This is a genomic window from Streptomyces sp. NPDC001700 (assembly GCF_053596435.1).
Genome location: NZ_JBSFGE010000007.1, coordinates 159,804 through 185,345, shown reverse-complemented (window position 1 = coordinate 185,345; position 25,542 = coordinate 159,804). Strand labels below are relative to the sequence as shown.

Annotated in this window: 24 protein-coding genes and 1 pseudogene; 20 read left to right on the top strand and 5 right to left on the bottom strand. The window is 72.2% G+C overall.

The features are described from left to right. Positions 1-11 precede the first annotated feature (11 nt). The 3 genes from ACWC5C_RS16055 to ACWC5C_RS16045 are packed head-to-tail and all read left to right on the top strand — an operon-like array spanning position 12 to position 2,954. Positions 12-749 (top strand): lysophospholipid acyltransferase family protein, encoded by a 738-nt coding sequence (locus ACWC5C_RS16055; RefSeq protein WP_385439345.1) that lies wholly within the window; start codon positions 12-14, stop codon positions 747-749. Beyond that, positions 746-1,747: an NAD(P)H-dependent glycerol-3-phosphate dehydrogenase gene (locus ACWC5C_RS16050; RefSeq protein ID WP_450875994.1), complete on the top strand. Its 1,002-nt coding sequence runs from the start codon at positions 746-748 to the stop codon at positions 1,745-1,747. Before ACWC5C_RS16055 ends, ACWC5C_RS16050 begins: the two co-directional genes overlap by 4 nt. 34 nt (positions 1,748-1,781) lie before the next feature. After that, positions 1,782-2,954: a D-alanine--D-alanine ligase family protein gene (locus ACWC5C_RS16045; RefSeq protein WP_450875993.1), complete on the top strand. Its 1,173-nt coding sequence runs from the start codon at positions 1,782-1,784 to the stop codon at positions 2,952-2,954. A 79-nt stretch (positions 2,955-3,033) separates the two neighbouring features. On the opposite strand, the gene ACWC5C_RS16040 is transcribed toward ACWC5C_RS16045, so the two are convergent. Next, positions 3,034-3,267 carry an Lrp/AsnC family transcriptional regulator gene (locus ACWC5C_RS16040; RefSeq protein ID WP_009714774.1) on the bottom strand — a complete coding sequence of 78 codons (234 nt, stop codon included), beginning with the start codon at positions 3,265-3,267 and terminating at the stop codon, positions 3,034-3,036. A 137-nt stretch (positions 3,268-3,404) separates the two neighbouring features. On the opposite strand from ACWC5C_RS16040, the gene ACWC5C_RS16035 reads away from it, so the two are divergent. Continuing rightward, positions 3,405-4,373, top strand: a complete 969-nt coding sequence (locus tag ACWC5C_RS16035; protein WP_385439351.1) for a thiamine-phosphate kinase — start codon at positions 3,405-3,407, stop codon at positions 4,371-4,373. Positions 4,374-4,389: 16 nt separating this feature from the next. Beyond that, positions 4,390-5,226, top strand: a complete 837-nt coding sequence (gene thiD, locus ACWC5C_RS16030; protein WP_450876158.1) for a bifunctional hydroxymethylpyrimidine kinase/phosphomethylpyrimidine kinase — start codon at positions 4,390-4,392, stop codon at positions 5,224-5,226. Between the two features lie 178 nt (positions 5,227-5,404). Here thiD and rpmB read toward each other — a convergent pair. After that, positions 5,405-5,515 (bottom strand): annotated as a pseudogene (rpmB, locus tag ACWC5C_RS16025) (50S ribosomal protein L28); the annotation flags it as partial. A gap of 211 nt (positions 5,516-5,726) precedes the next feature. Here rpmB and ACWC5C_RS16020 point away from each other — a divergent pair. The 9 genes from ACWC5C_RS16020 to mutM all read left to right on the top strand — a co-directional run bounded on the left by ACWC5C_RS16020 (position 5,727) and on the right by mutM (position 15,139). Next, on the top strand, positions 5,727-7,481 hold the full coding sequence (locus tag ACWC5C_RS16020) for a DAK2 domain-containing protein (protein ID WP_450875992.1): 1,755 nt from the start codon (positions 5,727-5,729) through the stop codon (positions 7,479-7,481). A gap of 63 nt (positions 7,482-7,544) precedes the next feature. After that, positions 7,545-9,785 carry an ATP-dependent DNA helicase RecG gene (gene recG, locus ACWC5C_RS16015; protein ID WP_450875991.1) on the top strand — a complete coding sequence of 747 codons (2,241 nt, stop codon included), beginning with the start codon at positions 7,545-7,547 and terminating at the stop codon, positions 9,783-9,785. A gap of 127 nt (positions 9,786-9,912) precedes the next feature. Beyond that, positions 9,913-10,500: a 16S rRNA (guanine(966)-N(2))-methyltransferase RsmD gene (gene rsmD / locus ACWC5C_RS16010; protein ID WP_450875990.1), complete on the top strand. Its 588-nt coding sequence runs from the start codon at positions 9,913-9,915 to the stop codon at positions 10,498-10,500. A gap of 26 nt (positions 10,501-10,526) precedes the next feature. Beyond that, positions 10,527-11,006 (top strand): pantetheine-phosphate adenylyltransferase, encoded by a 480-nt coding sequence (gene coaD, locus ACWC5C_RS16005; protein ID WP_385439361.1) that lies wholly within the window; start codon positions 10,527-10,529, stop codon positions 11,004-11,006. A 105-nt stretch (positions 11,007-11,111) separates the two neighbouring features. Next, the gene (locus tag ACWC5C_RS16000) at positions 11,112-12,251 is read left to right on the top strand and encodes a cell division initiation protein (RefSeq protein ID WP_450875989.1); all 1,140 of its coding nucleotides are present in this window, start codon (positions 11,112-11,114) and stop codon (positions 12,249-12,251) included. A 114-nt stretch (positions 12,252-12,365) separates the two neighbouring features. Next, positions 12,366-13,028, top strand: a complete 663-nt coding sequence (locus ACWC5C_RS15995) for a YceD family protein (protein ID WP_450875988.1) — start codon at positions 12,366-12,368, stop codon at positions 13,026-13,028. Between the two features lie 2 nt (positions 13,029-13,030). Next, the gene (rpmF, locus tag ACWC5C_RS15990) at positions 13,031-13,204 is read left to right on the top strand and encodes a 50S ribosomal protein L32 (RefSeq protein ID WP_009714764.1); all 174 of its coding nucleotides are present in this window, start codon (positions 13,031-13,033) and stop codon (positions 13,202-13,204) included. Positions 13,205-13,223: 19 nt separating this feature from the next. Further along, entirely contained in the window at positions 13,224-14,174 is a 951-nt protein-coding gene (gene rnc, locus ACWC5C_RS15985; protein WP_450875987.1) for a ribonuclease III, read from the top strand. A 65-nt stretch (positions 14,175-14,239) separates the two neighbouring features. Beyond that, positions 14,240-15,139, top strand: a complete 900-nt coding sequence (gene mutM, locus ACWC5C_RS15980) for a bifunctional DNA-formamidopyrimidine glycosylase/DNA-(apurinic or apyrimidinic site) lyase (protein WP_450875986.1) — start codon at positions 14,240-14,242, stop codon at positions 15,137-15,139. On the opposite strand, the gene ACWC5C_RS15975 is transcribed toward mutM, so the two are convergent. After that, positions 15,082-15,531 carry a winged helix-turn-helix transcriptional regulator gene (locus ACWC5C_RS15975; protein ID WP_450875985.1) on the bottom strand — a complete coding sequence of 150 codons (450 nt, stop codon included), beginning with the start codon at positions 15,529-15,531 and terminating at the stop codon, positions 15,082-15,084. The genes mutM and ACWC5C_RS15975 overlap by 58 nt on opposite strands. Before the next feature lie 83 nt (positions 15,532-15,614). Then, on the bottom strand, positions 15,615-16,403 hold the full coding sequence (locus tag ACWC5C_RS15970) for a CAP domain-containing protein (RefSeq protein WP_450876157.1): 789 nt from the start codon (positions 16,401-16,403) through the stop codon (positions 15,615-15,617). A gap of 273 nt (positions 16,404-16,676) precedes the next feature. Here ACWC5C_RS15970 and ACWC5C_RS15965 point away from each other — a divergent pair, with 273 nt between their 5' ends. The 4 genes from ACWC5C_RS15965 to ACWC5C_RS15950 all read left to right on the top strand — a co-directional run bounded on the left by ACWC5C_RS15965 (position 16,677) and on the right by ACWC5C_RS15950 (position 23,447). Next, a complete protein-coding gene (locus ACWC5C_RS15965) occupies positions 16,677-16,958 on the top strand; it encodes an acylphosphatase (protein WP_450875984.1) in 282 nt (93 codons plus the stop codon). 385 nt (positions 16,959-17,343) lie between these two features. Continuing rightward, positions 17,344-17,550 (top strand): hypothetical protein, encoded by a 207-nt coding sequence (locus ACWC5C_RS15960; protein WP_385439375.1) that lies wholly within the window; start codon positions 17,344-17,346, stop codon positions 17,548-17,550. A gap of 236 nt (positions 17,551-17,786) precedes the next feature. Further along, positions 17,787-21,824, top strand: coding sequence for an AAA family ATPase (locus ACWC5C_RS15955; protein WP_450875983.1), 4,038 nt, complete (start codon positions 17,787-17,789; stop codon positions 21,822-21,824). 204 nt (positions 21,825-22,028) lie between these two features. Continuing rightward, a complete protein-coding gene (locus tag ACWC5C_RS15950) occupies positions 22,029-23,447 on the top strand; it encodes a sugar porter family MFS transporter (RefSeq protein ID WP_450875982.1) in 1,419 nt (472 codons plus the stop codon). 42 nt (positions 23,448-23,489) lie between these two features. On the opposite strand, the gene ACWC5C_RS15945 is transcribed toward ACWC5C_RS15950, so the two are convergent. Continuing rightward, complete coding sequence (locus tag ACWC5C_RS15945) at positions 23,490-24,476, bottom strand: LLM class flavin-dependent oxidoreductase (RefSeq protein WP_385439380.1); 987 nt, start codon at positions 24,474-24,476, stop codon at positions 23,490-23,492. Positions 24,477-24,681: 205 nt separating this feature from the next. On the opposite strand from ACWC5C_RS15945, the gene ACWC5C_RS15940 reads away from it, so the two are divergent. Together ACWC5C_RS15940 and ACWC5C_RS15935 are read left to right on the top strand one after the other, a co-directional pair. Beyond that, complete coding sequence (locus ACWC5C_RS15940; protein WP_385439381.1) at positions 24,682-25,074, top strand: hypothetical protein; 393 nt, start codon at positions 24,682-24,684, stop codon at positions 25,072-25,074. A 188-nt stretch (positions 25,075-25,262) separates the two neighbouring features. Further along, positions 25,263-25,541, top strand: coding sequence for a hypothetical protein (locus ACWC5C_RS15935; protein WP_385439384.1), 279 nt, complete (start codon positions 25,263-25,265; stop codon positions 25,539-25,541). The last annotated feature ends 1 nt before the right edge of the window (position 25,542 follow it).

Here is a 25,542-nt window from a genome sequence, read left to right as displayed (position 1 = left end):
GGATGTTCCGAGTGTCCGGCCGCAGAATCGGCTTCTGGTACCGCATGGCGGCGGTCATGGTGAAACCACCGATGGTGGTTCTGTTCAAGCGGGACTGGCACGGAATGGAGCACATTCCGGCCGACGGTGGCTTTATCACCGCGGTCAACCACAACTCGTATCTCGACCCGCTCTCCTACGCGCACTTCCAGTACAACTCCGGACGCGTGCCCCGCTTCCTCGCCAAGGCCGCCCTCTTCAAGGGCGGCTTCATGGGCACCATGCTGCGCGGCACCGGGCAGATCCCCGTCTACCGCGAGTCGACCGACGCGGCCAACGCCTTCCGGGCCGCCGTCGACGCCATCAACAAGGGCGAGTGCGTGGCCTTCTACCCCGAGGGCACCCTGACCCGCGACCCCGACATGTGGCCGATGCGCGGCAAGACCGGCGCCGCCCGGGTCGCCCTGCTCACCAAGGCCCCGGTCATCCCGGTCGCCCAGTGGGGCGCCAACGAGGCCGTACCGCCGTACGCCAAGGAGCGGCGGGTCCGGCTCTTCCCGCGCAAGACCCTCAAGGTGCACGCGGGCCCGCCGGTGGACCTGTCCGAGTACTACGGCCAGGAGCCCACCGCCGACGTGCTGCGGGCGGCCACCGACACCATCATGGCCGCGGTCACCGAACTCCTCGCCGAAGTCCGCGACGAGCCGGTGCCCGCCCGGACGGCCGACGTCATCGCGGAACGTCCCGTGGCCGAGGAGGAGAGCAAGTGACGCGCTGCGCCGTCTACGGCACCGGCTCCTGGGGCACCGCCTTCGCGATGGTGCTCGCCGACGCCGGCTGCGAGGTGACGCTGTGGGGCCGCAGGCCCGATGTCGTCGAGGCCATCAACACCGGCCGCACCAATCCCGACTACTTCCCCGGCATCCGCCTCCCCGAGGGCGTACGGGCCACCACCGACCCGGCCGAGGCCGCGCGCGGCGCGGAGTTCACCGTCTTCTCCGTGCCCTCCCAGACGCTGCGCGGCAACCTCGCCGCCTGGGCCCCGCTGCTGCCCGCCGACACCGTGCTGGTGTCCCTGATGAAGGGCGTCGAACTCGGCACGGCCAAGCGGATGAGCGAGGTCATCGCGGAGGTCGCCGACGCGCCCGCGGAGCGCGTCGCGGTGCTCACCGGCCCCAACCTCGCCAAGGAGATCGCCGCCCGGCAGCCCGCGGCCTCCGTGGTGGCCTGCCGGGACGAGGACGTGGCGCGCCGCCTCCAGACCGCGTGCCACACCCCTTACTTCCGCCCGTACACCAACACCGACGTGGTCGGCTGCGAACTCGGCGGCGCGGTGAAGAACGTCATCGCGCTGGCCGTCGGCATCGCGGACGGCATGGGGCTCGGCGACAACGCCAAGGCGTCCCTCATCACCCGCGGCCTCGCCGAAACGACCCGCCTCGGCCTCGCGATGGGCGCCGACGCGCACACCTTCGCGGGCCTGGCGGGCATGGGCGACCTGGTCGCCACCTGCTCCTCGCCGCTCTCCCGCAACCACACCTTCGGCACCAACCTGGGCCGCGGGATGACGCTGGAGGAGACCATCGCGGTCACCCGGCAGACGGCGGAGGGCGTCAAGTCGTGCGAGTCCGTACTGGATCTCGCCCGGCGCTACGACGTCGACATGCCGATCACCGAGACCGTGGTGGGCATCGTCCATGACGGCAAACAGCCGCTCGTCGCGCTCAAAGAGCTGATGTCGCGCAGCGCGAAGGCGGAGCGGCACTGACGCCGTCCGAACCGCAAGGTAACCTCAACGCGATATGAGCAGCGAGACTCCTTCCTCAAGCCCTGTCCCGGCTTCCTCCACCGGCGAGCCGCGGAAGCCGCGCGTCGCCGTCGTCTTCGGCGGACGCAGCTCCGAGCACGCCATCTCGGTGGTCACCGCGGGGGCCGTGCTGCGCGCCATCGACCGCGAGAAGTACGACGTGCTGCCGATCGGCATCACGTCGGACGGCCGTTGGGCGCTCACCGCCGACGAGCCCGAGCGGATGGCCATCGCGGACCGGCGGCTCCCGAGCGTCGACCGGCTCGCCGAGTCCGAGGAGGGGTCGGTCGTGCTGCCGGTCGACCCGGGCAGCCGCGAGGTCGTCTACAGCGAGCCGGGCGCGGTGCCCAAGGCCCTCGGCGACGTCGACGTCGTCTTCCCCATGCTGCACGGCCCGTACGGCGAGGACGGCACCCTCCAGGGGCTGCTGGAGCTGTCCGGGGTGCCCTATGTGGGCGCCGGGGTGCTGGCCTCCGCGGTCGGCATGGACAAGGAGTACATGAAGCGGGTGTTCGTCTCGTTCGGGCTGCCCGTCGGCCCGTACGAGGTCATCCGCCCCCGCGACTGGGAGCGCGACCCCGCCGCCGCCCGCGCCAGGATCACCGATTTCGCCGCCGAGCACGGCTGGCCGGTGTTCGTGAAGCCCTCCCGGGCCGGTTCCTCCATCGGCATCACCAAGGTCGACGGCCCGGAGCGGCTGGACGAGGCGATCGAGGAGGCCCGCCGCCACGACCCGAAGGTCATCGTGGAGGCGCTGCTGCGCGGTCGCGAGATCGAGTGCGGGGTGCTGGAATTCGAGGACGGGCCGCGGGCCAGCGTGCCCGCCGAGATCCCCCCGGTCTCCAGCCACGACTTCTACGACTTCGAGGCCAAGTACATCGACGCGGCCCCCGGTGTGGTGCCCGCGCCGCTCACCGCGGAGCAGACCGAGCGGGTCCAGGAGTTGGCGGTGCGCGCGTTCGACTCGGTGTCCTGCGAGGGCCTGGTGCGCGCGGACTTCTTCCTGTTGGACAGCGGCGAGTTCGTGATCAACGAGATCAACACGATGCCCGGCTTCACCCCGATCTCCATGTACCCGCGCATGTGGCAGGAGAGCGGCGTGACCTACCCCGAGCTGGTGGACCGGCTCATCCAGGCCGCGCTGCGCCGCTCCACGGGCCTGCGCTAGTTCCGCAAGGCGTCCGGCCACCGGGCCGCGTCGGCCCGGTGGCCCGCCTCACCGGCCGGGCGTTCGGGGGGAGCAGGATCTAGATATGGACCACCGGGCAGGTGAGCGTGCGCGTGATCCCTTCCACTTGCTGGACTTTCGCGACGACCATGCGACCGAGTTCGTCGACCGTCTCGGCCTGGGCGCGCACGATCACGTCGTACGGCCCTGTGACGTCCTCGGCCTGTATCACCCCCGGGAGCTTGGCGATGACGTCGGCGACGGTCGACGCCTTGCCAACCTCGGTCTGGATCAGGATGTACGCCTGTACCACGGAACCTCCAGGGCGGCTACGAGGATCATGTGGGGAGAAGGGACGCCACGGTACCGCGTCGCCATGCGGCGCGGGGAGACCCGCGCGGGGTGCGCCGCGCGGCGGGCAGAGGGCCACGAGCACGAAGGGGCAATGCGATGAAGGGCACCGTGGGCGAGTTGGGGGAGTTCGGGCTCATCAGAGAGCTGACCTCCCGGCTCACCACCACCCCGGCGGTGAAGCTGGGGCCCGGGGACGACGCGGCGGTCGTGGCCGCCCCCGACCGCAGAGTGGTGGCCAGTACGGACGTCCTGCTGGAGGGCAGGCACTTCCGCCGGGACTGGTCCACCGCCTATGACGTCGGCCGCAAGGCCGCCGCGCAGAACCTCGCGGACATCGCGGCCATGGGCGCGGTGCCGACCGCGCTGCTGCTGGGCCTGGTGGTGCCCGCCGATCTGCCGGTGACCTGGCCGGCCGAGATGATGGACGGGATCCGCGACGAATGCCAGGTGGCGGGCGCCGCGGTGGTCGGCGGCGACGTGGTGCGCGGAGACGCCATCACCATCGCCATCACCGCGCTGGGCGATCTGCGCAACCATGAGCCGGTCACCCGATCCGGTGCCCGGCCGGGCGACGTTGTCGCCGTCACCGGCTGGCTGGGCTGGTCGGCCGCCGGGCACGCGGTGCTCTCGCGCGGCTTCCGCTCACCGCGCGCTTTCGTCGAGGCGCACCGCCGACCGGAGCCGCCGTACCACGCGGGACCGGCCGCCGCCGGGCTCGGCGCGACCGCGATGACCGACGTCAGCGACGGTCTGGTGGCCGACCTCGGGCATATCGCCGACGCCAGCCAGGTCCGTATCGATCTGCGCTCGGGGGACATCGACATCCCCACGCAGATGTCGGACATCGGGCAGGCCGTCGGCGTCGACCCGATCCAGTGGGTGCTCAGCGGGGGAGAGGACCACGCGATCGTGGCCACCTTCCCGTCCGACGTGAAGCTGCCCGCCCGCTGGAAGGTGATCGGCGAGGTGCTTAACCCGTCGGCGCTGCCGCAGGTGACGGTCGACGGGGCGCCCTGGGTGCACGCGGGCTGGGACCATTTCGGGGATGACCAGGGCGCCGAGTAGATTCGGCCGTATGGCCATGTCTACCGATGTCCCCCGCGTACCCCGTGTTCCTCGTGACAGCCGGGTGCCCGTCCGCGTCCTCACCGTCGCCGGGTCGGACTCCGGCGGCGGTGCGGGCGTCCAGGCCGACCTGAAGACGATGCTGGCCCTGGGCGCGCACGGGATGAGCGTGCTCACCGCGGTGACGGCGCAGAACTCCCAGGGCGTCCAGGGCGCCTGGGAGCTGCCCGCGGAGGCGGTCCGCGCCCAGTTCCGCAGCGTGGTGGACGACATCGGCGTCCAGGCGGTCAAGACGGGCATGCTGGCCACCACCGAGCTGGTCGAGACCGTCGCCGGGCTGCTCGCGGGGCTGCCCGCGCCGGTGGTCGTCGACCCGGTCGGGGTCTCCAAGCACGGCGATCCGCTGCTGGCCGCCGAGGCGCTGGACGCGGTCCGCACCAAGCTGCTGCCCACCGCCACCGTCGCCACCCCCAACCTGGACGAGGTGGCCCAGCTGACCGGCATCCGGGCCGGTTCCGAGGGCGATCTGCGGCGGGCGGCGCGCGCGGTGCTGGACTTCGGCCCGCGCTGGGCGCTGATCAAGGGCGGCCACCTGCCGGGCGACGCGGTGGACCTGCTCACCGACGGCACCGAGGAGCACTGGCTGCGGGCGCCCCGCTACGACAACCGCCACACCCATGGCACCGGCTGCACCCTCGCCTCGGCGATCGCCACCTACCTCGCGGGCGGCATGGCGGTCCCGGAGGCCGTCACGGCGGCCAAGGCGTACGTCACGGGCGCGATCGAGGCGGGCTTCCCCCTGGGCGCGGGCATCGGCCCGGTCGACCACGGCTGGCTGACGGCCGGCGAGTAAGCCCCGAAAGGGCGCGTCCGGGCATGCGTAAAGGCCGGTCCACCGTCATGCGTGGACCGGCCTCGGCAACCGGAACCCCGCTTGCGCGGGGGAAGGCGTGCGCCTAGCGCGAGACCTTGCCGGCCTTGATGCACGAGGTGCAGACGTTGAGCCGCTTCGGGGTCCGACCGACCACAGCGCGCACCGTCTGGATGTTGGGGTTCCAACGACGGCGGGTGCGGCGGTGCGAGTGCGAGATGTTGTTGCCGAAGCCCGGCCCCTTGCCGCAGACGTCGCAGTTGGCAGCCACGGGTTACTCCAAAGACGGGTCAGCCTCGCTTCCCGCGAGGAGACAGAAACTTGAACGGAACCCCGGCGTAGCCAGGATCGGAAGACCGGCGGCGCCAGGGGGAATAGCCCGACTCTCATCGGGCAACCGGAGCAGCATACAACGGCCACTCCCGTACAACGAAACTATCATGGCTGCCCCAGCCCCTGCGGAGGGCGGCGACTAGCCTGCGATGACGCGCAGCCCGACCCCGAGGAGTACGTACGTGCCGCACACGCTCGACGCCGATGCGGTACGGATCTGGTGCGGGCTGGCGCTGGACGCGCTGGGCCGGGCCCGCGAGGACATCGACGCGATCAACGTCTATCCGGTCGCGGACGGTGACACCGGCACCAATCTGTATCTGACCGTCGAGTCCGCCGCCCAGGCCGTCGACGCCGCGTTCGACCGCCACCCCGCCTCGGCCGGAGCCGCCCGCCCCAGCCTCGCCGACGTGGTGCGCGCCATGGCCCATGGCGCGCTGATCGGCGCGCGCGGCAACTCCGGCACCATCCTGGCCCAGCTGCTGCGCGGCATGGCGGACGTGCTGGCCGAGGGCGGCGGTACGGAGAGCGGTGGTACGGAGAGCGGCGGCGAGGCGGACGGGCTGCGGCGGGCCCTGCGGCGCGCCGTCCAGCTGGCGTACCTGGCCGTCGCGCATCCCGTCGAGGGGACCGTGCTGACCGTGGCCATGGGCGCGGCCGAAAGCGCGGAGCGGGCCACCGGGGACGTCGGCGCGGTGGCGCGGGCGGCGTACGAAGGGGCGCGCACCGCGCTTCAGGCGACCCCCGGGCAGCTCGATGTGCTGGCCCGCGCGGGCGTCGTCGACGCGGGGGGCTACGGCCTGGTCACGGTGTTGGGCGGGCTCGCCGAGGCGCTCTCCGGCGAACCCCCGGCCGCGCCGCCCGCTGCCCCCGCCATCCCCGCTCCCGCCCTGCCCTCCGGGGAGCCCGGTCCGGCGGACTGTTCCGCCGACGGGCCCGCGTTCGAGGTGATCTACCTCCTGGAAGCCGACGACGACGCCGTCCCCGCCCTGCGCGAGCGGCTGGACGCACTCGGCGACTCCCTCGTGATCGTCGGCGGCGACCGGCTGTGGAACGTCCACGTCCATGTGGACGACGCGGGCGCCGCGGTGGAGGCGGGCATCGAGGCCGGACGCCCGTACCGCGTCCGCATCACCCACTTCGGCGCCCCCGCCGAGCGCCGTCCCGCCGCCGTCCCGGAGCCCGGCCGCCCCGAGGCGAGCCGGAGGGGGCGGTGGCCCGACCGGCCGTCCGGCGAGCGCGCGACCCGCGCCGTGGTCGCCGTCGTCCCCGGCGACGGGCTCGCCGCGCTGTGCGCCGAGGCAGGCGCCACCGTGGTCGCCGCCGAGCCCGGGAAGCCGCCCGGCGGCGGCGAGCTGGCCGAGGCGATCCTGCGGGCCCACGCGCGCGAGGTGGTGCTGCTGCCCAACGACGCCGAGCTGCGTCACCCGGCGGCGGCCGCCGCCGCGCAGGCCCGCGCCGAGGGCGTACGGGTCGCCGTCATCCCCACCCGCTCCCCGGTCCAGGGCATCGCCGCGCTCGCCGTACACGAACCCGCCCGCAGCTTCGACGAGGACGTCGTCGCCATGACCTCCGCCGCGGGCGCCACCCGCTGCGCCGAACTGGCCGTCGCCGAGCACCGGTCCTGGACCATGGCCGGGGTCTGCCAGGCCGGGGACGTCCTGGGCCTGATCGACGGCGATGTGGCGGTGATCGGCACCGAACTGGCCCCGACCGCCGAGACGGTCCTGGACCGGATGCTGGCGGCGGGCGGGGAGATGGTCACGCTGGTGCTCGGCGCGGACCTCCCGGACGACATCGCCGAGCGGCTGGAGCGGCACGTACGGGAGGGCCACTTCGCCGTCGACACGATCGTCTACCGGGGTGGCCAGCCCTCCGCGCCGCTGATCATAGGCGTCGAATGATCCCGGGCAAGATCCCGGCAATGACCCCGTGAAGGGCCCCGCTTGTCGGTGGCGTGGTGTGGAATGGACTGCGTGCCCGTGCTGGATGAACCCCTGAAGAAAGTCCTCGGCGGCAACACCGCGAAGGTGATGGCCGAGCACCTCGACCTGCACACGGTCGGCGACCTGCTGCACCACTACCCGCGCCGGTACGCGGAGCGCGGCGAGCTGACGCGGCTGGCCGATCTGCCCCTGGACGAGCATGTGACCGTGGTCGCGCAGGTCGCGGACGCCCGGGTGCACAAGTTCAACAGCGGCCGGGGCCAGCGGCTGGAGGTCACCATCACCGACGGCAGCGGCCGCCTCCAGCTCGTCTTCTTCGGCAAGGGCGTCCACAAGCCGCGCTCCGAGCTGCTGCCCGGCAGCCGCGCTCTGTTCGCCGGGAAGGTCTCGGTCTTCAACCACAAGCGGCAGCTGGCGCACCCCGAGTTCAAGCTGCTGCGCGGGGACAGCGGGTCGGACGCCGCGGAGGCGTTCGCCAACCAGCTGCTGCCGCTGTACCCGGCCTGCAAGCAGATGGAGTCCTGGCAGATCCAGCAGGCCATCGACACGGTGCTGGGCCCGGCGGGCCAGGAGGACACCGTGCTGGCCGGGCTGATCGACCCGCTGCCCGAATCCCTCCGCGAGGGCCGGGGGCTGGCCACGCTGCCCGGGGCGCTGCGCCGCATCCACCGCCCGCGCACCAAGGCCGACATCGCCGACGCGCGCGACCGGCTCAAGTGGGACGAGGCGTTCGTCCTGCAGGTCGCCCTCGCCCGCCGCCGCCAGGCCGACGCGACGGCCCCCGCAGCCCCCCGCAGGCGGGTGGACGGCGGCCTGCTGGACGCCTTCGACGCCCGGCTGCCGTTCACCCTCACCGACGGCCAGCAGCGGGTCAGCGCCGAGATCTTCACCGACCTGGCCACCGACCACCCCATGCACCGCCTCCTCCAGGGCGAGGTCGGATCAGGAAAGACGATGGTCGCGCTGCGCGCGATGCTCGGCGTCGTCGACGCCGGGGGACAGGCGGCGATGCTCGCACCGACCGAGGTCCTGGCCCAGCAGCACCACCGTTCGATCACCGAGATGATGGGCGAGCTGGCCGAGGGCGGCATGCTCGGGGGCGCCGAGCAGGGCACCAAGGTCGTGCTGCTCACCGGCTCCATGGGCGCCGCCGCCCGCCGTCAGGCGCTGCTGGACCTGGTCACCGGCGAGGCCGGGATCGTGATCGGCACCCATGCCCTGATCGAGGACAAGGTCCAGTTCCACGATCTGGGCCTGGTGGTCGTCGACGAGCAGCACCGCTTCGGCGTCGAACAGCGCGACGCCCTGCGCTCCAAGGGCAAGCAGCCCCCGCATCTGCTGGTGATGACGGCCACCCCGATCCCGCGAACCGTCGCGATGACCGTCTTCGGCGACCTGGAGACCTCCGTCCTGGACCAGCTGCCGGCCGGCCGCTCACCGATCGCCTCCCATGTGGTGCCCGCCAAGGACAAGCCGCACTTCCTGGCCCGGACCTGGGAGCGGGTGCGGGAGGAGGTGGCGGGCGGCCACCAGGCGTATGTGGTGTGCCCGCGCATCGGGGACGACGAAGACGAGGAGAAGGGGGCGAAGGGGGCGAAGGCGACCAAGGCGGGGAAGGAGAAGTCCGCCGAGGACGAGGCGGAGAAGCGCCCGCCGCTCGCCGTCCTCGACGTCGCCGACCAGCTCGCCACGGGCCCGCTGCGCGATCTGCGGGTGGAGGTGCTGCACGGCCAGATGGCGCCGGAGGCCAAGGACGAGGTGATGCGCCGCTTCGCCGCGGGCGGGGTGGACGTGCTGGTCGCCACGACCGTCATCGAGGTGGGTGTGAACGTCCCCAACGCCACCGCCATGGTGATCATGGACGCCGACCGGTTCGGCGTCTCCCAGCTGCACCAGCTGCGCGGCCGCGTCGGGCGCGGCTCGGCACCGGGGCTGTGTCTGCTGGTGACCGAGATGCCCGAGGCCAGCCCCGCCCGGGTGCGGCTCGGCGCGGTCGCGGCCACCCTCGACGGCTTCGAGCTGTCCCGGATCGACCTGGAGCAGCGCCGCGAGGGCGATGTCCTCGGCCAGGCCCAGTCCGGCGTCCGCTCCTCGCTGCGGGTGCTCGCCGTCATCGACGACGAGGAGGTCATCGCCGCCGCCCGCGAGGAGGCCACCGCGATCGTCACGGCCGACCCCGAGCTGACCGGCTACCCGGAGCTGCGCACCGCGCTGGACGCCCTGCTGGACAAGGAGCGGGAGGAATTCCTCGACAAGGGGTGATCCGTAGGGGGCGTGCGGGGGTCCCGTGCGGCGCCGGACGCCATATCGTGGAGGGGCGGCGGGTCGGCGTACCCGCCCGCCGCCGCCCCGACCACCGCGACGACCACCGCGAAGGACTGCCACACCCATGACCCGCGTGATCGCCGGAGCGGCCGGCGGACGTCGCCTGGCCGTGCCGCCGGGAAACGGCACCCGACCCACCTCGGACCGGGCGCGCGAGGGCCTGTTCTCCACCTGGGAGTCGCTGCTCGGCTCGCTGAGCGGGGTCCGCGTCCTCGATCTGTACGGCGGATCGGGCGCGGTCGGCCTGGAGGCGCTGTCCCGGGGCGCGGCCCATGTGCTGCTGGTCGAGTCGGACCCGCGCGCCGCCCGCACCATCCGGGAGAACGTCCGGGCGCTGGGGCTGCCCGGCGCCGAGCTGCGGACCGGGAAGGCCGAGGCGGCCGTCGACGGCCCGGCCCCGGCCTCCGGTCCGTACGACGTCGTCTTCCTGGACCCGCCCTACGCCGTCACCGACGACGAGCTCCGCGAGATCCTGATCACACTCCGTGGCAAAGGCTGGCTCGCACCGGAAGCGCTGGTCACCGTGGAGCGCAGCACCAGAGGCGGGGAGTTCGGGTGGCCGGCCGGTTTCGAGGGACTGCGGTCCCGTCGCTACGGCGAGGGCACGCTTTGGTACGGTCGCGCCGCCTCGACGTGCGACAACGCGTCATGACCGGACCCGAGAGCGAGGAACTTCCGTTGCGCCGCGCAGTCTGTCCGGGGTCCTTCGACCCCGTCACCAATGGGCATCTGGACATCATCGGCCGAGCGTCCAAGCTGTACGACGTCGTCCACGTCGCCGTGATGATCAACAAGTCCAAGCAGGGGCTGTTCACGGTGGAGGAGCGGATGGATCTGCTCCGCCAGACCACCGCCGAGTACGGGAACGTGGAGGTCGAGGCCTTCCACGGGCTGCTCGTGGACTTCTGCAAGCAGCGCGACATCCCCGCCATCGTCAAGGGGCTGCGGGCCGTCAGCGACTTCGACTACGAGCTGCAGATGGCCCAGATGAACAACGGCCTGTCGGGCGTGGAGACCCTCTTCGTGCCCACCAACCCCACCTACAGCTTCCTCTCCTCCAGCCTGGTCAAGGAGGTCGCGGCCTGGGGCGGTGACATCTCCCACCTGGTGCCGCCGCTCGTCCTGGAGGCCCTGGACGAACGGCTCCGGCGGAAGTAGCGCGGACGGGCACTGACGGCGGCTCAGCGGGTGTCGGGCAGGCGCCCGCTGGCCGTACAGTCGGTCCCGTCTCATCCCCTCCGACTCAGACTGCGAGCACCCAAGGTGGACGTGCAGAAGAAGCTCGACGAGATCGTGAGCGCCGTCGGCAGTGCCCGGGCCATGCCCATGTCGGCCTCGTGCGTGGTCAACCGCGCCGACCTGCTCGCCATGCTCGAAGAGGTGCGCGCCGCGCTCCCCGACTCGCTCGCCCATGCCGAGGAGCTGATCGGCGGGCGGGACCGGATGGTGGACGACGCCCGCCAGGAGGCGACGCGGATCATCGAGTCCGCGCACGCCGAGCGCGCCCAGCTGATCTCCGCGACCGAGGTGGCCCGTACGTCGCAGGAGGAGGCCGACCGGATCCTCACAGAGGCCCGCCGGGAGGCCGAGGAGATCCGCGCCGAGGCCGACGACTACGTCGACAGCAAGCTCGCCAACTTCGAGGTCGTGCTGACCAAGACCATCGGGTCGGTGGACCGGGGCCGCGACAAGCTGCTCGGCCGGGTGCCCGGCGGCGACGGCATGGACGACGAGCCGGAGCGCAGCGCCGATCCGCACACCCTGCGGCAGCGCGCCGACGAGTACGTGGACACCAAGCTGGGGGCCGTCTCCGCGGTGCTCGGCAAGACCCTGGAGGCGGTCGGCCGGGGGCGGCAGAAGCTGCTCGGCTCCCGCCCGGCCGACGAGCTGGGCGCCCATATGGCGGCCCAGGACGCGGCCGCCCAGGCCCTGCGGACCAGCGACGACGACTACTACGCGGAGCTGGCCCAGTCCCAGGACGCCACCGCGCAGCCCGCGGCCGTACCGCAGCCGCCCGTCATCGAGCCCGCCGCCGTGCAGCCCGCTGCCGTCCAGCCCGCCGCGATGGACCCCGCGGCCATGGACCCCGCCGCGGCCGCCGGGTACTACGTCCAGCAGCCGGGCTACCCGCAGCAGGACGCGTACGGCTACCCGCAGCAGGGGTACGTCCAGCAGCCGGACCCGTACGTCCAGCAGGCGGGATATCCGCAGCAGGACGCCTACGGCTGGCAGCAGCAGCAACAACAGGGCTACGACCCGAACGGCTACGTCCAGCAGCCGCAGCACCCGCAGCAGCCCCCGTACCCCCCGCAGCAGCCGGGCGCGGCGCTCGACGAGACCAGCCTGTTCGACACGAGCATGATCGACCTCGACCAGCTGCGCCAGTACGAGCAGGGACGCTAGGCCTCCGGCGTTCCGGAGCCGTCCGACACCCGATTGGGCCTGAAGCGGCCCGTCCAGTATCCTGGCTCTTCGGTCGCGAGTACGTCCGCGATCTCGGCTGCCCGCTTCAAGTCCATGCCGGGCGGCCCGCCGCAGCGTAGAAAGCAGGAAGCCCTGAACGCCCGCCTCGACCACCGTGCCCCCCTCGTGTTCGACACACGCGAGCTGGGGCGGCGTCCTGGTGCGCTCAAGCGGGTCTCCCGCTCCGTGGCGGCCCCCAAGGACCTCGGCATCGAGGTCATCGGGGTGCGGGAAGGCGCGACCGTGGAGCTTGACCTCCGCCTTGAGTCGGTCATGGAAGGGGTGCTTGTCACAGGCACCGCCCGTGCACCGCTCACGGGGGAGTGCGTAAGGTGTCTGGAGCCGCTGGAGCGAGAGCTCGAAGTGGACTTCCAGGAGATGTACTCCTACCCCGACGCCGACGACCGGAGCCGCGACGCGGACACCGGCGACGACGCCGAGGAGGAGGACACCCTCTTCCTCGAGGCCGACCTGTTCGACCTCGAGCCCGTGCTGCGCGACGCGGTGGTGCTCGCACTGCCGTTGCAGCCGGTGTGCCGGGAGGACTGCCCGGGGCTGTGTGCCGATTGTGGTGCGCGCCTCGCGGACGACCCGGACCACCACCACGAAGCCGTCGACATCCGTTGGGCGGCATTGCAGGGACTCGCCGAGTCCATTCAGGACGGCGAGAAGGACAACGCCCCCCGCCCGCGCGGGGATGACCCACAGGAGAAGTAGCCGTGGCTGTTCCGAAGCGGAAGATGTCGCGCAGCAACACGCGCCACCGCCGGTCGCAGTGGAAGGCTGCGGTCCCCACCCTGGTGGCGTGCGAGCGCTGCCACGAGCCGAAGCAGCAGCACATCGCGTGCCCGAGCTGCGGCACCTACAACCGCCGCCAGGTCCTCGAGGTCTGATCGGCGGGTGACAGGCTCTATGTCGGACGCCAGCACGCCGTCCCGCAAGCGCGCGGGTGAACCTCGCGGAGGTCATCAGCGCGGCGGCGATACGGTCCAGGCGGACAAGGCCTCGTCCCACACGATCCTGGAAGGGCGGCTCGGGTATCAGCTCGAGTCCGCCCTTCTGGTGCGTGCGCTCACCCATCGCTCCTTCGCGTACGAGAACGGCGGTCTGCCCACCAACGAGCGGCTGGAATTCCTCGGGGATTCGGTGCTCGGCCTGGTGGTCACCGACACGCTGTACCGCATCCACCCGGATCTGCCCGAAGGTCAGCTGGCCAAGCTGCGGGCCGCGGTAGTCAACTCGCGCGCGCTCGCCGAGGTGGGCCGGGGTCTGGACCTCGGCGCCTTCATCCGGCTCGGCCGGGGCGAAGAGGGCACCGGGGGCAGGGACAAGGCATCCATTCTCGCCGACACCCTGGAAGCGGTGATCGGCGCGGTCTATCTCGACCGGGGACTCGACGCCGCCGCCGAACTGGTGCACCGGCTCTTCGACCCACTGATCGAGAAGTCCTCTAACCTCGGCGCCGGCCTGGACTGGAAGACCAGTCTCCAGGAGCTGACCGCCACCGAGGGTCTTGGGGTTCCGGAGTACCTGGTCTCCGAGACCGGGCCCGACCACGAGAAGACCTTCACGGCTGCCGCCCGCGTCGGTGGTGTCGCGTACGGCACCGGCACCGGCCGCAGCAAGAAGGAAGCCGAGCAGCAGGCGGCCGAGGCCGCCTGGCGCGCGATCCGCGCTGCCGCCGACGAGGCGCAGACGAAGGCCAAGGCGGAGGCCGAAGCCGCGGCGGAAGCCGAGGCCAAGGCAGAAGCAGAGGCCAAGGCGGAAGTCGAGGCGGAGGCCGAGGCAGCGGCCGAGACAGCCGCCGACGGCGCCGGGGCCGCTAGCGCCCCGGCCGCGGACTCGGCCACCACCACCCGTTAGGCACCGCCCCGGCCCCGGTCACCGACCGGGGCCGGAGTGCCGGTGATCCCTCTTCAGGAGTCACGTTGCCCGAGCTGCCCGAGGTCGAGGTGGTCCGGCGCGGTCTGGAGCGCTGGGTCAGCGGCCGTACGGTCGACGAGGTCCAGGTGCTGCACCCCCGCGCGGTCCGCCGCCACCTGGGCGGCGCGGAGGACTTCGCGGCCCGGATGAAGGGCCGCCGCACCGGGGCGGTCCGCCGCCGAGGCAAGTATCTGTGGCTGCCGTTCGAGGACACCGCCGAAGCGGTCCTGGCCCATCTCGGCATGAGCGGCCAGCTGCTCGTCCAGCCCGGCGCCGCCCCGGACGAGAAGCATCTGCGCATCCGGGTCCGGTTCGCCGACGACGTGGGCACCGAGCTGCGCTTCGTCGACCAGCGCACCTTCGGCGGGCTCTCGCTGCACGGCTCCGTACCCGGCGACCTGGAGGGGCTGCCGGACGCGATCGCGCACATCGCCCGCGACCCGCTGGACCCCGCGTTCGACGAGGCGGCCTTCCACCTCGCGCTGCGCCGCCGCCGTACCACCGTCAAGCGGGCCCTGCTCGACCAGTCGCTGATCAGCGGCGTCGGCAACATCTACGCCGACGAGGCGCTGTGGCGCGCCCGGCTGCACTACGACCGGCCGACCGCCACCCTCACCCGGCCGCGCTCCACCGAACTCCTCGGCCATGTGCGGGATGTCATGAGCGCGGCACTGGCGGTGGGCGGCACCAGCTTCGACAGCCTGTACGTCAATGTGAACGGCGAGTCGGGCTACTTCGAGCGCTCGCTCGACGCCTACGGCCGGGAGGACGAGCCGTGCCGCCGCTGCGGCACCGCCATGCGCCGCCGCCCCTGGATGAACCGCTCCAGCTACTTCTGCCCGCGCTGTCAGCGCCCGCCGCGCCCGGTCGGGGTCTCGGCGCTCTCGCCGCGCCGCCCGTCGTAGGCCTCCCGGGCGCTCAGCACCTCCGGCATCCGCCCCTCGACCAGGTGGATCAGCGCCAGCAGCCGTTCGGCGACCGCCTGCCCCAGCGGGGTGAGCCGGTAGTCCACGCGCGGCGGATTGACCGGCTGGGCCTCGCGGTGCACCAGACCGTCCCGCTCCAGTGCGTGCAGCGTCTGGGACAGCATCTTCTCGCTGACCCCGTCGACCCGCCGCCGCAGCTCGTTGAAGCGGCAGCCGCTCTCGGCGAGGGCGGTCAGAGTGAGGCCGCCCCACTTGCCGGTGATGTGCTCCAGCGTGGCGCGGGACGGACAGGCGCGCGCGAACACGTCGAAGGCCAGGTCCCCGGCGGTGTCCTCCGCCGGGTGGCTGGCGGCGGTGCGTTCACATTCCATGCACACACCATACGCTCAGCGCTCTCCGCCGGATCGCGCTGTCGTCCGGTGAGCGCTCTCCGTGTCTAGAGCACTCTCCGCGTCTAGTAGCCGAAGTCCTGGGTCCACCAGGGGCCCTCGTCACCGAAGTGCGCGCCGACGCCGAGCGTCGTGTACTGGCAGTTGAGGATGTTCGCCCGGTGATCGGGGCTGTCCATCCACGAGTCCATCACGTCCTGCGCGGTGGTCTGGCCCCGGCCGATGTTCTCCCCGCCCAGGTCCAGGATGCCCGCGAGCTTGGCGCGCTCCCAGGGGTCCTCGCCGTCCGGGCTGGTGTGGTCGAAGAAGTCGCGTATCGCCATGTCGTCGCTGAAGTCCTGCGCCAGCTGGGCGAGTTTCCGGTCCTCGGTCACCGGCTGGCAGCCGACCGCCGCCCGCTCCTGGTTCACCAGGGCGATGACCGCCTTCTCGGCCGCCGCCGCCCGGTCCGGCTTCTCCGGCGGGAGGCTGGGCACCGGGTCGGTCGTGGGCGTACGGGACGGAGTGGACGAGTCCGATCCGCCACCGCCACCGCCGCCACCGGACCCGCCCGGCTTGCTGCCGGACCCGGGGCGCTCGGCCGGTGTCGTGGACGGCGTTCCGGCGGGCTTCGAGGGGGTCTGGGAGGGGGACGTGGACGGCGACTGCGGGCTCGTTTCGCCGGAACCCGTCGACGTCCCGGTGCCGCCCGAGGGGAAGGACGCCCCCGGGCCCTGGGTGTCCAGGCCGGTGCCGGGCGATCCGCCCGCCTGCACCTGACCGGCGGGTTCACTGCCGCCGCCGAGACCGGCGGGGCCACCCGGAACCAGGCCGGAGGCCATGGCCACAGCGCCCACCGCGACGGCGGCGGACACACTCAACAGTCCGGTTCTCACCGGTGCGAGAGGGCTACGGCGCGGTCCCCGGTGGCGGCCGGCGCCCACCTCGGGCGGCGTCGCGGAGCCGGGGGCAGATCGTCGATGGCGGCCCATCTCCTGCCTTCCTTATGTGTGAGAGCGTCAAATGTGTGGCTTCTGTGGGCAACTCATGTGTCACTCGTGTGAGTGAGTCTCGTTGAGGCGGGACTGTACGCCATGCGGTAGGAGCTGAATGTGCCGAGGCGCCAATTAGCCGGTTAGCGTGCACACATGAACGACAACGTGCGCCTTACGGCGTGGGTCCGCGGCCGGGTCCAGGGCGTCGGCTTCCGATGGTTCACCCGGGCCAACGCGCTGCGCATCGGAGGCCTCGCGGGCTTCGCCTCCAACCTCGCCGACGGTCGCGTACAGGTGGTCGCGGAGGGCCCGCGTGCGGGGTGCGAACAGCTGCTCGACTGGCTGCGGGAGGGCGACACGCCCGGGCGGGTCGACGGAGTCACCGAGATCTGGGACACACCGCGGGGTGCCTACGAGAGCTTCGAGATCCGCTGAGCGAGCCCCCGCGAGACCCCCGTTCGGCCCCCTCCCGACGCCCCGCTGACCACGCCTTCCGTGCGCGCTGTGAGCAGAAATCGGCTGATGGTTGCGAACGACGCCGCTCCGTGGAAGGCTGCGGAGCGTAGGAAGATCCCCAACCGCTACGGGTCCTCTGGAGAGCGGGCGGCGCAGCTCGCGTCCCCTTGTGCTCTCGGCCCTCGCGGTGTCGGCGGCATGTGATCGTGTTGACCCTCAAACCAATTGGTGAGACTCTGGAAGTCCCCGCGCACCTTAACTTGTCCGCCACCTCAGCACGGCAATATCGGCGGACATCGCGGGTGCGAATCCCTCACGACCCACACCGCTTCGGTCGGTCACTCAGTGTGGAGGACCATCCATCATGGCAAAGGCGCTTCTCGGTTACGTCGGCGGCTCCGACCCCCGAGTCCTCGCCGAGATGCGACGGCTTCAGCAGCGCGTTCAGGATCTTGAATCCGAGCTGGTTCGGATTCAGGCCGAGAACGACTCGCTGTCGGCCGCCGCTCGTCACGGCGACTCGCTGCTCGACAGCATCGACGTATCCCAGGCGGAGCCTGCGCTCGCCTGACCCAGCCCTCGGGCCGGTCGGGCTGAACCGTCAGCCGCTTGAGAATCTTCAAGGGACGCCTCGGCGTCCCTTCGTCGTTCCCCCGCGTTTCCAGTTTTCTCTTACCGACTGATGTGCCCCACCCCCTCGTCGGTGAAACCGATCATTGAGGAAAGCGGGAAAAAGCCGGGACGGGCCCGCGGCGCCACGCGCAGGGGAGGCTGCCGGAAGGGGCCCGGAAGGTAGAGTCCAACGGCGTGCACCTGAAGAGCCTGACCCTACGAGGCTTCAAGTCCTTCGCCTCTGCCACGACGCTCCGTTTCGAACCGGGTATCACCTGCGTCGTCGGCCCCAACGGGTCGGGCAAGTCCAACGTCGTGGACGCGCTGTCCTGGGTCATGGGCGAACAGGGCGCCAAGTCGCTGCGCGGCGGCAAGATGGAGGACGTCATCTTCGCCGGGACCACCGGCCGTCCCCCGCTCGGCCGCGCCGAGGTCTCCCTCACCATCGACAACGCCGATGGCGCGCTGCCCATCGACTACGCCGAAGTCACCATCACGCGGATCATGTTCCGCAACGGCGGCAGTGAGTATCAGCTCAACGGCGACACCTGTCGGCTGCTGGACATCCAGGAACTGCTGTCCGACTCCGGCATCGGCCGCGAGATGCACGTCATCGTCGGACAGGGTCAGCTCGACGGCGTCCTGCACGCCGACCCGACCGGCCGCCGGGCCTTCATCGAGGAGGCCGCGGGCGTCCTCAAGCACCGCAGACGCAAGGAGAAGGCGCTGCGGAAGCTGGACGCCATGCAGGCCAACCTGGCCCGCGTCCAGGACCTCACCGACGAGCTGCGGCGGCAGCTCAAGCCCCTCGGGCGGCAGGCCGCGGTCGCCCGCCGGGCCGCCGTCATCCAGGCCGACCTGCGCGACGCCCGGCTGCGGCTGCTCGCCGACGACCTGGTCACCCTGCGCGAGGCACTGCGCGCCGAGGTCGCCGACGAGGCCGAGCTGAAGAAGCGCAAGGAGGTCGCGGAGGCCGAGCTGCGCACCGCCCAGCAGCGCGAGGCCGCCCTGGAGGAACACGTCCGGCAGCTCGCCCCGCGGCTCCGCGACGCCCAGCAGACCTGGTACGAGCTGTCCCAGCTCGCCGAGCGGGTGCGCGGCACGGTCAGCCTGGCCGACGCCCGGGTCAAGAGCGCGACCACCGCCCCCGCCGAGGAGCGGCGCGGCCGCGACCCCGAGGACATGGAACGCGAGGCGGCCCGCATCCGGGAGCAGGAAGCCGAGCTGGAAGCCGCCCTGGAGGCGGCCAGCCGCGCCCTGGACGACACCGTCGAGCACCGCGCGGAACTCGAACGGAACCTGGCGCAGGAGGAGCGCCGCCTGAAGGACGTCGCCCGCGCCATCGCCGACCGCCGCGAAGGGCTCGCCCGGCTCCAGGGCCAGGTCAACGCCGCCCGTGGCCGCGCCGCTTCGGCCCGCGCCGAGATCGAACGCCTGGCCGCCGCCCGCGACGAGGCCCAGACCCGGGCCACCGCCGCGCAGGAGGAGTACGAACAGCTCAAGGCCGAGGTCGACGGACTCGACGCGGACGACGCGGAACTGGCGGAGCGCCACGAGGCCGCCAAGCGGGAGCTGTCCGAGGCGGAGACCGCGCTGAGCGCGGCCCGCGAGGCCGCGACCGCCGCCGAACGCGACCGCGCCGCGACCGCCGCCCGGCACGACGCCCTGGCCCTCGGCCTCCGCCGCAAGGACGGCACCGGCGCGCTGCTGGCCGCGGCCGACCGCCTCACCGGCCTCCTCGGCCCGGCCGCCGAACTGCTGACGGTCAGCCCCGGCTACGAGGTCCAGGTCGCCGCGGCCCTGGGCGCCGCCGCCGACGCGATCGCCGTCACCGACCCCACGACCGCCGCGCAGGCGATCCGCCACCTCCGCACCAAAGACGCGGGCCGAGCCACCTTGCTCCCAACCGGCCCCCCGCTCCCGGGCACGCGAACGCCCGCCGCCGGTGAGCCCTCCGCCCAGGCCGCCGCCTCGGGGGGCCAGACCAACGCGGCAGCGGCTGCCGTCGGCATGCCGGGCGGTGCGGGTACGGATCCGGGCGCCACCCCCGTGGCGTCGGACGGGCCAACGGGCCCGCCCGTGGTGCCGGGCACACGGACCCCGCCTGGTGAGGCCGCCCCCGCCCCGGCGGACGGCCCGGCGGGCCTGTCCTCGTGCGCCGCGCCCGGCGTTGCCGGTGAGCCCTCCGTCCCGGCCGCCGCTTCGGGGAGCCAAGCCCACGCGGCGGTGCCGGAGGTGGGCGGCGCCACCGCCCCGGCGGACTCGCCTGCCCTGGGCGCGGGGGCCGGGGCCGTTTCCGAGGTGTCGGATGGTCCGGCGGGGCTGCCGGAGGCCCGTACTGCCGAGGGCGGCGATCAGCCTCGTCCGGTGGCCGCTGAAGCGGCGGGGGCTGTCCGGCGGGACGTATCCGTACGGGTGCCGCGTCCTGCCGGGGGTGAATTGGTGGCGGGGCTGGTGGACGGGCCTGCTGGGCTGGTGGGGGTCGTGCGGCGGTTGCTTGACGGCGTCGTGGCGGTCGGGACGCTGGAGGAGGCCGAGGAACTGGTCCGGGATCGGCCCGAGTTGACCGCGGTGACCGCCGACGGCGATCTGCTCGGGGCGCACTTCGCGCAGGGCGGGTCCGCCGGAGCGCCCAGTCTGCTGGAGGTGCAGGCGTCGGTCGACGAGGCGGCGGCGGAGCTGGAGGAGCTGGCCGTACGGTGCGAGGAGCTGGCCGGGGCGCAGCGCGCGGCGGGGGAGCGGCGTACCGAGTGCGTGGCGCTGGTGGATGAGCTGGCGGCCCGGCGCAGCGCGGCGGATCGGGAGAAGTCGCAGGTCGCGCAGGACCTCGGCCGACTCTCCGGGCAGGCGCGGGGCGCGGCGGGGGAGGCGGAGCGGTCGGCCGCGGCCGCCGCACGGGCCGAGGAGGCGTTGGAGAAGGCGATGGGGGAGGCCGAGGAGCTGGCCGAGCGGCTGGCGGTGGCCGAGGAGCAGCCGGGGGAGGAGGAGCCGGACACCTCCGTACGGGACCGGCTCGCCGCGGACGGCGCCAACGCCCGGCAGACCGAGATGGAGGCGCGGCTCCAGGCCCGTACCCATGAGGAGCGTGTGAAGGGGCTCGCGGGGCGGGCCGACGCGCTCGACCGGGGCGCGCGCGCCGAGCGCGAGGCGCGGGCGCGCGCCGAGCAGCGGCGCGCGCGGCTGCGCCACGAGGCGCAGGTGGCGTCGGCGGTGGCGGACGGAACCCGGCAGCTGCTGGCGCACGTGGAGGTGTCGCTCGTACGGGCCGCCGAGGAGCGGGACGCGGCCGAGCGCGCCAAGGCCGAGCGCGAACGCGAGCTGGAGGCCGCGCGCAACCGGGGCCGTGACCTCAAGGGCGAGCTGGACAAGCTGACCGACTCGGTGCACCGGGGCGAGGTGCTGGGTGCCGAGAAGCGGATGCGGATCGAGCAGCTGGAGTCGAAGGCGCTGGAAGAGCTGGGCGTGGAACCGGCCGGGCTGATCGCCGAGTACGGCCCGGATCAGCTCGTACCGCCGTCGCCGCCCGCGGAGGGCGAGGAGCTGCCGGAGGACCCGGAGCATCCGCGCAACCGGCCGGTGCCGTACGTCCGGGGGCAGCAGGAGAAGCGGCTGAAGGCCGCCGAGCGCGCGTATCAGCAGCTCGGCAAGGTCAATCCGCTGGCGCTGGAGGAGTTCGCGGCGCTGGAGGAGCGGCATCAGTTCCTGAGCGAGCAGCTGGAGGACCTGAAGAAGACGCGGGCGGATCTCCTCCAGGTGGTGAAGGAGGTCGACGAGCGCGTCGAGCAGGTGTTCACGGAGGCGTACCGGGACACCGCGCGTCAGTTCGAGGGCGTGTTCTCGCGGCTCTTCCCAGGTGGGGAGGGGCGGCTGGTGCTCACCGACCCGGACAACATGCTCACCACGGGCGTGGACGTGGAGGCGCGGCCGCCGGGCAAGAAGGTCAAGCGGCTGTCGCTGCTGTCCGGCGGGGAGCGCTCCCTCACGGCCGTGGCGCTGCTGGTGTCGATCTTCAAGGCGCGGCCGAGTCCGTTCTATGTGATGGACGAGGTCGAGGCGGCGCTGGACGACACCAATCTGCAGCGGCTGATCCGGATCATGGAGGAGCTGCAGGAGTCGTCCCAGCTGATCGTGATCACTCACCAGAAGCGGACGATGGAGGTCGCGGACGCGCTGTACGGCGTCTCGATGCAGGGCGACGGAGTGTCGAAAGTCATTAGTCAACGCCTGCGGTGACCGCTTCAATACTTGAAGTCAATGGTGCAAAGGGTGCAGCGTAACTTCTTGGCCTCCCCCTATTGACTTCGAAACTTGAAGGAATAGTCTCTGCAACGTCGCTTTTACCTTTAAGTGGTGGCCGACCTCTCCGGCTCCGCCTCCACCGGAAGGGTCTGCCCCCCACGTCCGGCAGCGTTGCCGGACGGGCCACAGGAGTTCACGTTGTCCACCACCGTGCAGGCACAGGGGTCCGAAGGCCGCAAGGCCAAGCCGGACCATCTCGGCCATGTCATCTTCATTACCGCTGCCGCCGCGATGGGCGGCTTTCTCTTCGGCTACGACAGCTCGGTGATCAACGGAGCGGTCGAGGCCATCCGCGGCCGGTACGACATCGGGTCCGCCGCCCTCGCCCAGGTCGTCGCCATCGCACTGATCGGTTCGGCGATCGGCGCGGCCACCGCGGGCCGGATAGCCGACCGGATCGGCCGGATCCGCGTCATGCAGATCGCCGCCGTGCTGTTCACCGTGAGCGCGGTCGGCTCGGCGCTGCCGTTCGCCCTGTGGGACCTGGCCATGTGGCGGGTGCTCGGCGGTATCGGCATCGGCATGGCGTCCGTGATCGGCCCGGCCTACATCGCCGAGGTCGCCCCGCCCGCGTACCGCGGCCGGCTCGCCTCCTTCCAGCAGGCCGCGATCGTCATCGGCATCGCCGTCTCCCAGCTCGTCAACTACGGCATCCTCAACCTGGCCGACGGCGACCAGCGCGGCAAGATCGCCGGTCTTGAGGCCTGGCAGTGGATGCTCGGCGTGATGGTCATCCCGGCCGTCGTGTACGGGCTGCTCTCCTTCGCCATCCCCGAGTCCCCCCGCTTCCTGATCTCGGTCGGCCGGAACGACCAGGCCAAGAAGGTCCTGGCGGAGGTCGAGGGCAAGGCCGTCGACCTGGACGTCCGGGTCGACGAGATCGAGCAGGCGATGCGCAGCGAGCACAAGTCGACGTTCAAGGACCTGCTCGGCGGCCGGTTCGGGCTGCTGCCGGTCGTGTGGATCGGCGTCGGGCTCTCGGTCTTCCAGCAGCTGGTCGGCATCAACGTGGCCTTCTACTACTCCTCGACGCTGTGGCAGTCCGTCGGCGTCGACCCGAGCAGCTCGTTCTTCTACTCCTTCACCACGTCGATCATCAACATCCTCGGCACCGTGATCGCGATGATCTTCGTCGACAAGGTCGGCCGTAAGCCGCTCGCGCTCATCGGCTCGATCGGTATGGCGCTCTCGCTCGCCCTGGTGGCCTGGGCCTTCTCCGCGAACCTGGTGGACGGCAAGCTTCCGCACACCGAGGGCGTCGTGGCGCTGGTCGCGGCCCACGCGTTCGTGCTCTTCTTCGCGCTCTCCTGGGGCGTGGTCGTCTGGGTGCTGCTCGGCGAGATGTTCCCGAACAAGATCCGCGCCGCCGCCCTGGGCGTCGCCGCCTCCGCGCAGTGGATCGCCAACTGGGCCATCACCGCCAGCTTCCCGAGCTTGTCGGAGTGGAACCTCTCCGCGACCTACATCCTCTACACGGCCTTCGCCGTGCTCTCGATCCCGTTCATCCTCAAGTGGGTGCCGGAGACCAAGGGCAAGGCGTTGGAGGAGATGGGCTAACCCCCCGCCGCCCACTCCTCACCCCAAGAGAACTGCCCCGCCTCACTCCTTGAGGCGGGGCAGCACTCGTTCCGCGAACAGCCGCAAGCCCCGCCACCCCTCCTCGACCGGCATCCCGCCGCACAGCGGATGCAGCACCAGGCTCGCCTGCTCGCCGCTCTGCCGCGCGTACGCCACACACTCCTCGGGCGTGACGATCCGGTAGACGCCCTCGCGGCGCAGCGCCCCCGCGTCCGCGGCGTGCGAGCGGACCGCCGAGCGCACCGCGCCCGACTGCCAGGACGCGTAGGTGCGCGCCTCGTGCAGCAGATGCTCCCCGTACAGCGCCCAGGCCCGGTCCGGGTCCTCGGCGATGTGCAGCAGCGGGGTGACCGCCGGGGGCATCAGGCACCAGCCGTCGGTCCCGTACTCCATGCGCCGCGCGTGGTAGTACCCCTCCAGCTCCGGCAGATGAGCGCTCGGGAAGAACGGCAGCCCCAGCCGGGCCGCGCGCCGGGCCGCCGCCTTCGAACTGCCGCCGACCAGCAGCAGCGGATGCGGCTGGGTGTACGGGCGCGGGGTGACCCGCACGGTGCGGCCCTGGTACGCGAACGGCTCGCCCGTCCACGCCGCGAGCAGCGTCTCCAGCGCCTCGTCCTGGAGCGCGCCGCGCCCCGGCCAGTCCTTGCCGTGCGCCGCGTACTCCTCCGGCCGGTAGCCGATCCCGGCCACCGTGATCAGCCGTCCGCCGCTGGCCAGGTCGAGCACCGCGATGTCCTCGGCCAGCCGCAGCGGGTCGTACAGCGGTGTGATCAGCGCGGAGACCGTCACCGTGATCCGGCGGGTGGCGCCGAGCACCGTGCCCGCGAAGACCAGCGGCGCGGGCAGCCAGCCGTTCGCGGCGCCGTGGTGCTCTTCGGTCTGGACGGTGGAGATGCCCCGTTCGTCGGCGTAGGCGGCCATGTCGAGGGCGGCGCGGTACCGCTCGGCCAGTGCGCGCGGAGTGGCGGCGGGATCGACGAGGTTGAGGCGTACGACCGTGACGGCCATGGCGGAGGGTCCCCCTTCGGCGCGGGGCGGGCGGGAGCGGGCCACCGGACCGTAGCTGACGGAACGTCAAATCGCTACCACGAGGCGCCGGGCGGAGCCGGGACGGATGACTCATGCGCCTGGGACGCGGGGCGCGCGAATCTCATCCTGGGCCCGGCGAGCCGGGCCCGGGAACCACATCGCACCATCACCCGAGGAGGGGCGCATGATCACCACGGGGGAAACGCTCATCACCACATCCGACATCGACGACCTGGTCGGCCGGGTCCGGCTCGGCGCGGGCGACACCCGGGAACTGGAGGCCGCGAAGGAAGCGCTCTTCGCGGGCGGGCTCACCCCCGCCGAGGCACAGCGCATCCGTCAGCGGCTGATGGTCACCGCGCTGCGCCACGGCGGCGATCTCCTCGCCAAGGTGCTCGGGCGGCTCACCCCGCGCGAGACCGCCATGGTGCGCCGCTACGCCCACCGGCTCGCCAACTACCTGGACACCCTGGACATCTGGGCCGCGCAGCCCGTCATGCTCACCCTGATGCGGTACGGAATCCCCTACGACGAGGCCGAGTCGATCGCCGTCGCCATCCTCTTCCAGGTCTGGTGACAGGTCTGGTGACAGGTCTGGTGACGGGCGCCCTGGACGGCACGGTGGAGCCGCGATGAACCGGAAAGGGTGAACGCGCCACCGGAACGCGGGTGCGGGCGGGTCACCGGTTCGGGTGGGGCATGCCGTCCGCGCACTTCAGCGCCGTGAAGCGGGGTAAGGCACGGGCGAGTACCAGGAGGTTGAAGATGCGACTTTCCCGAATCCGCGCCACGACGGCGCTCGGCCTGCTCGCGGGAACCGTCATGTGGACCGCCAGTGCCTCCCCCGCCACCGCCTCCGGAGGCGCGGGGTGGCGGGAGGAAGGGCACTTCGACACCCAGGGCGCCTGCCGGAAGGCGGGACAGGCCGGGGTGGAGAAGAGCAAGTGGGACGAGTACAAGTGCCGCCCCGGCCGCAGCGCCAACTACGTCACGCTGTGGGTCCGGGGCGGCGGCGCGCGCCTCACCGGGCCGACCGCCGGCTGAC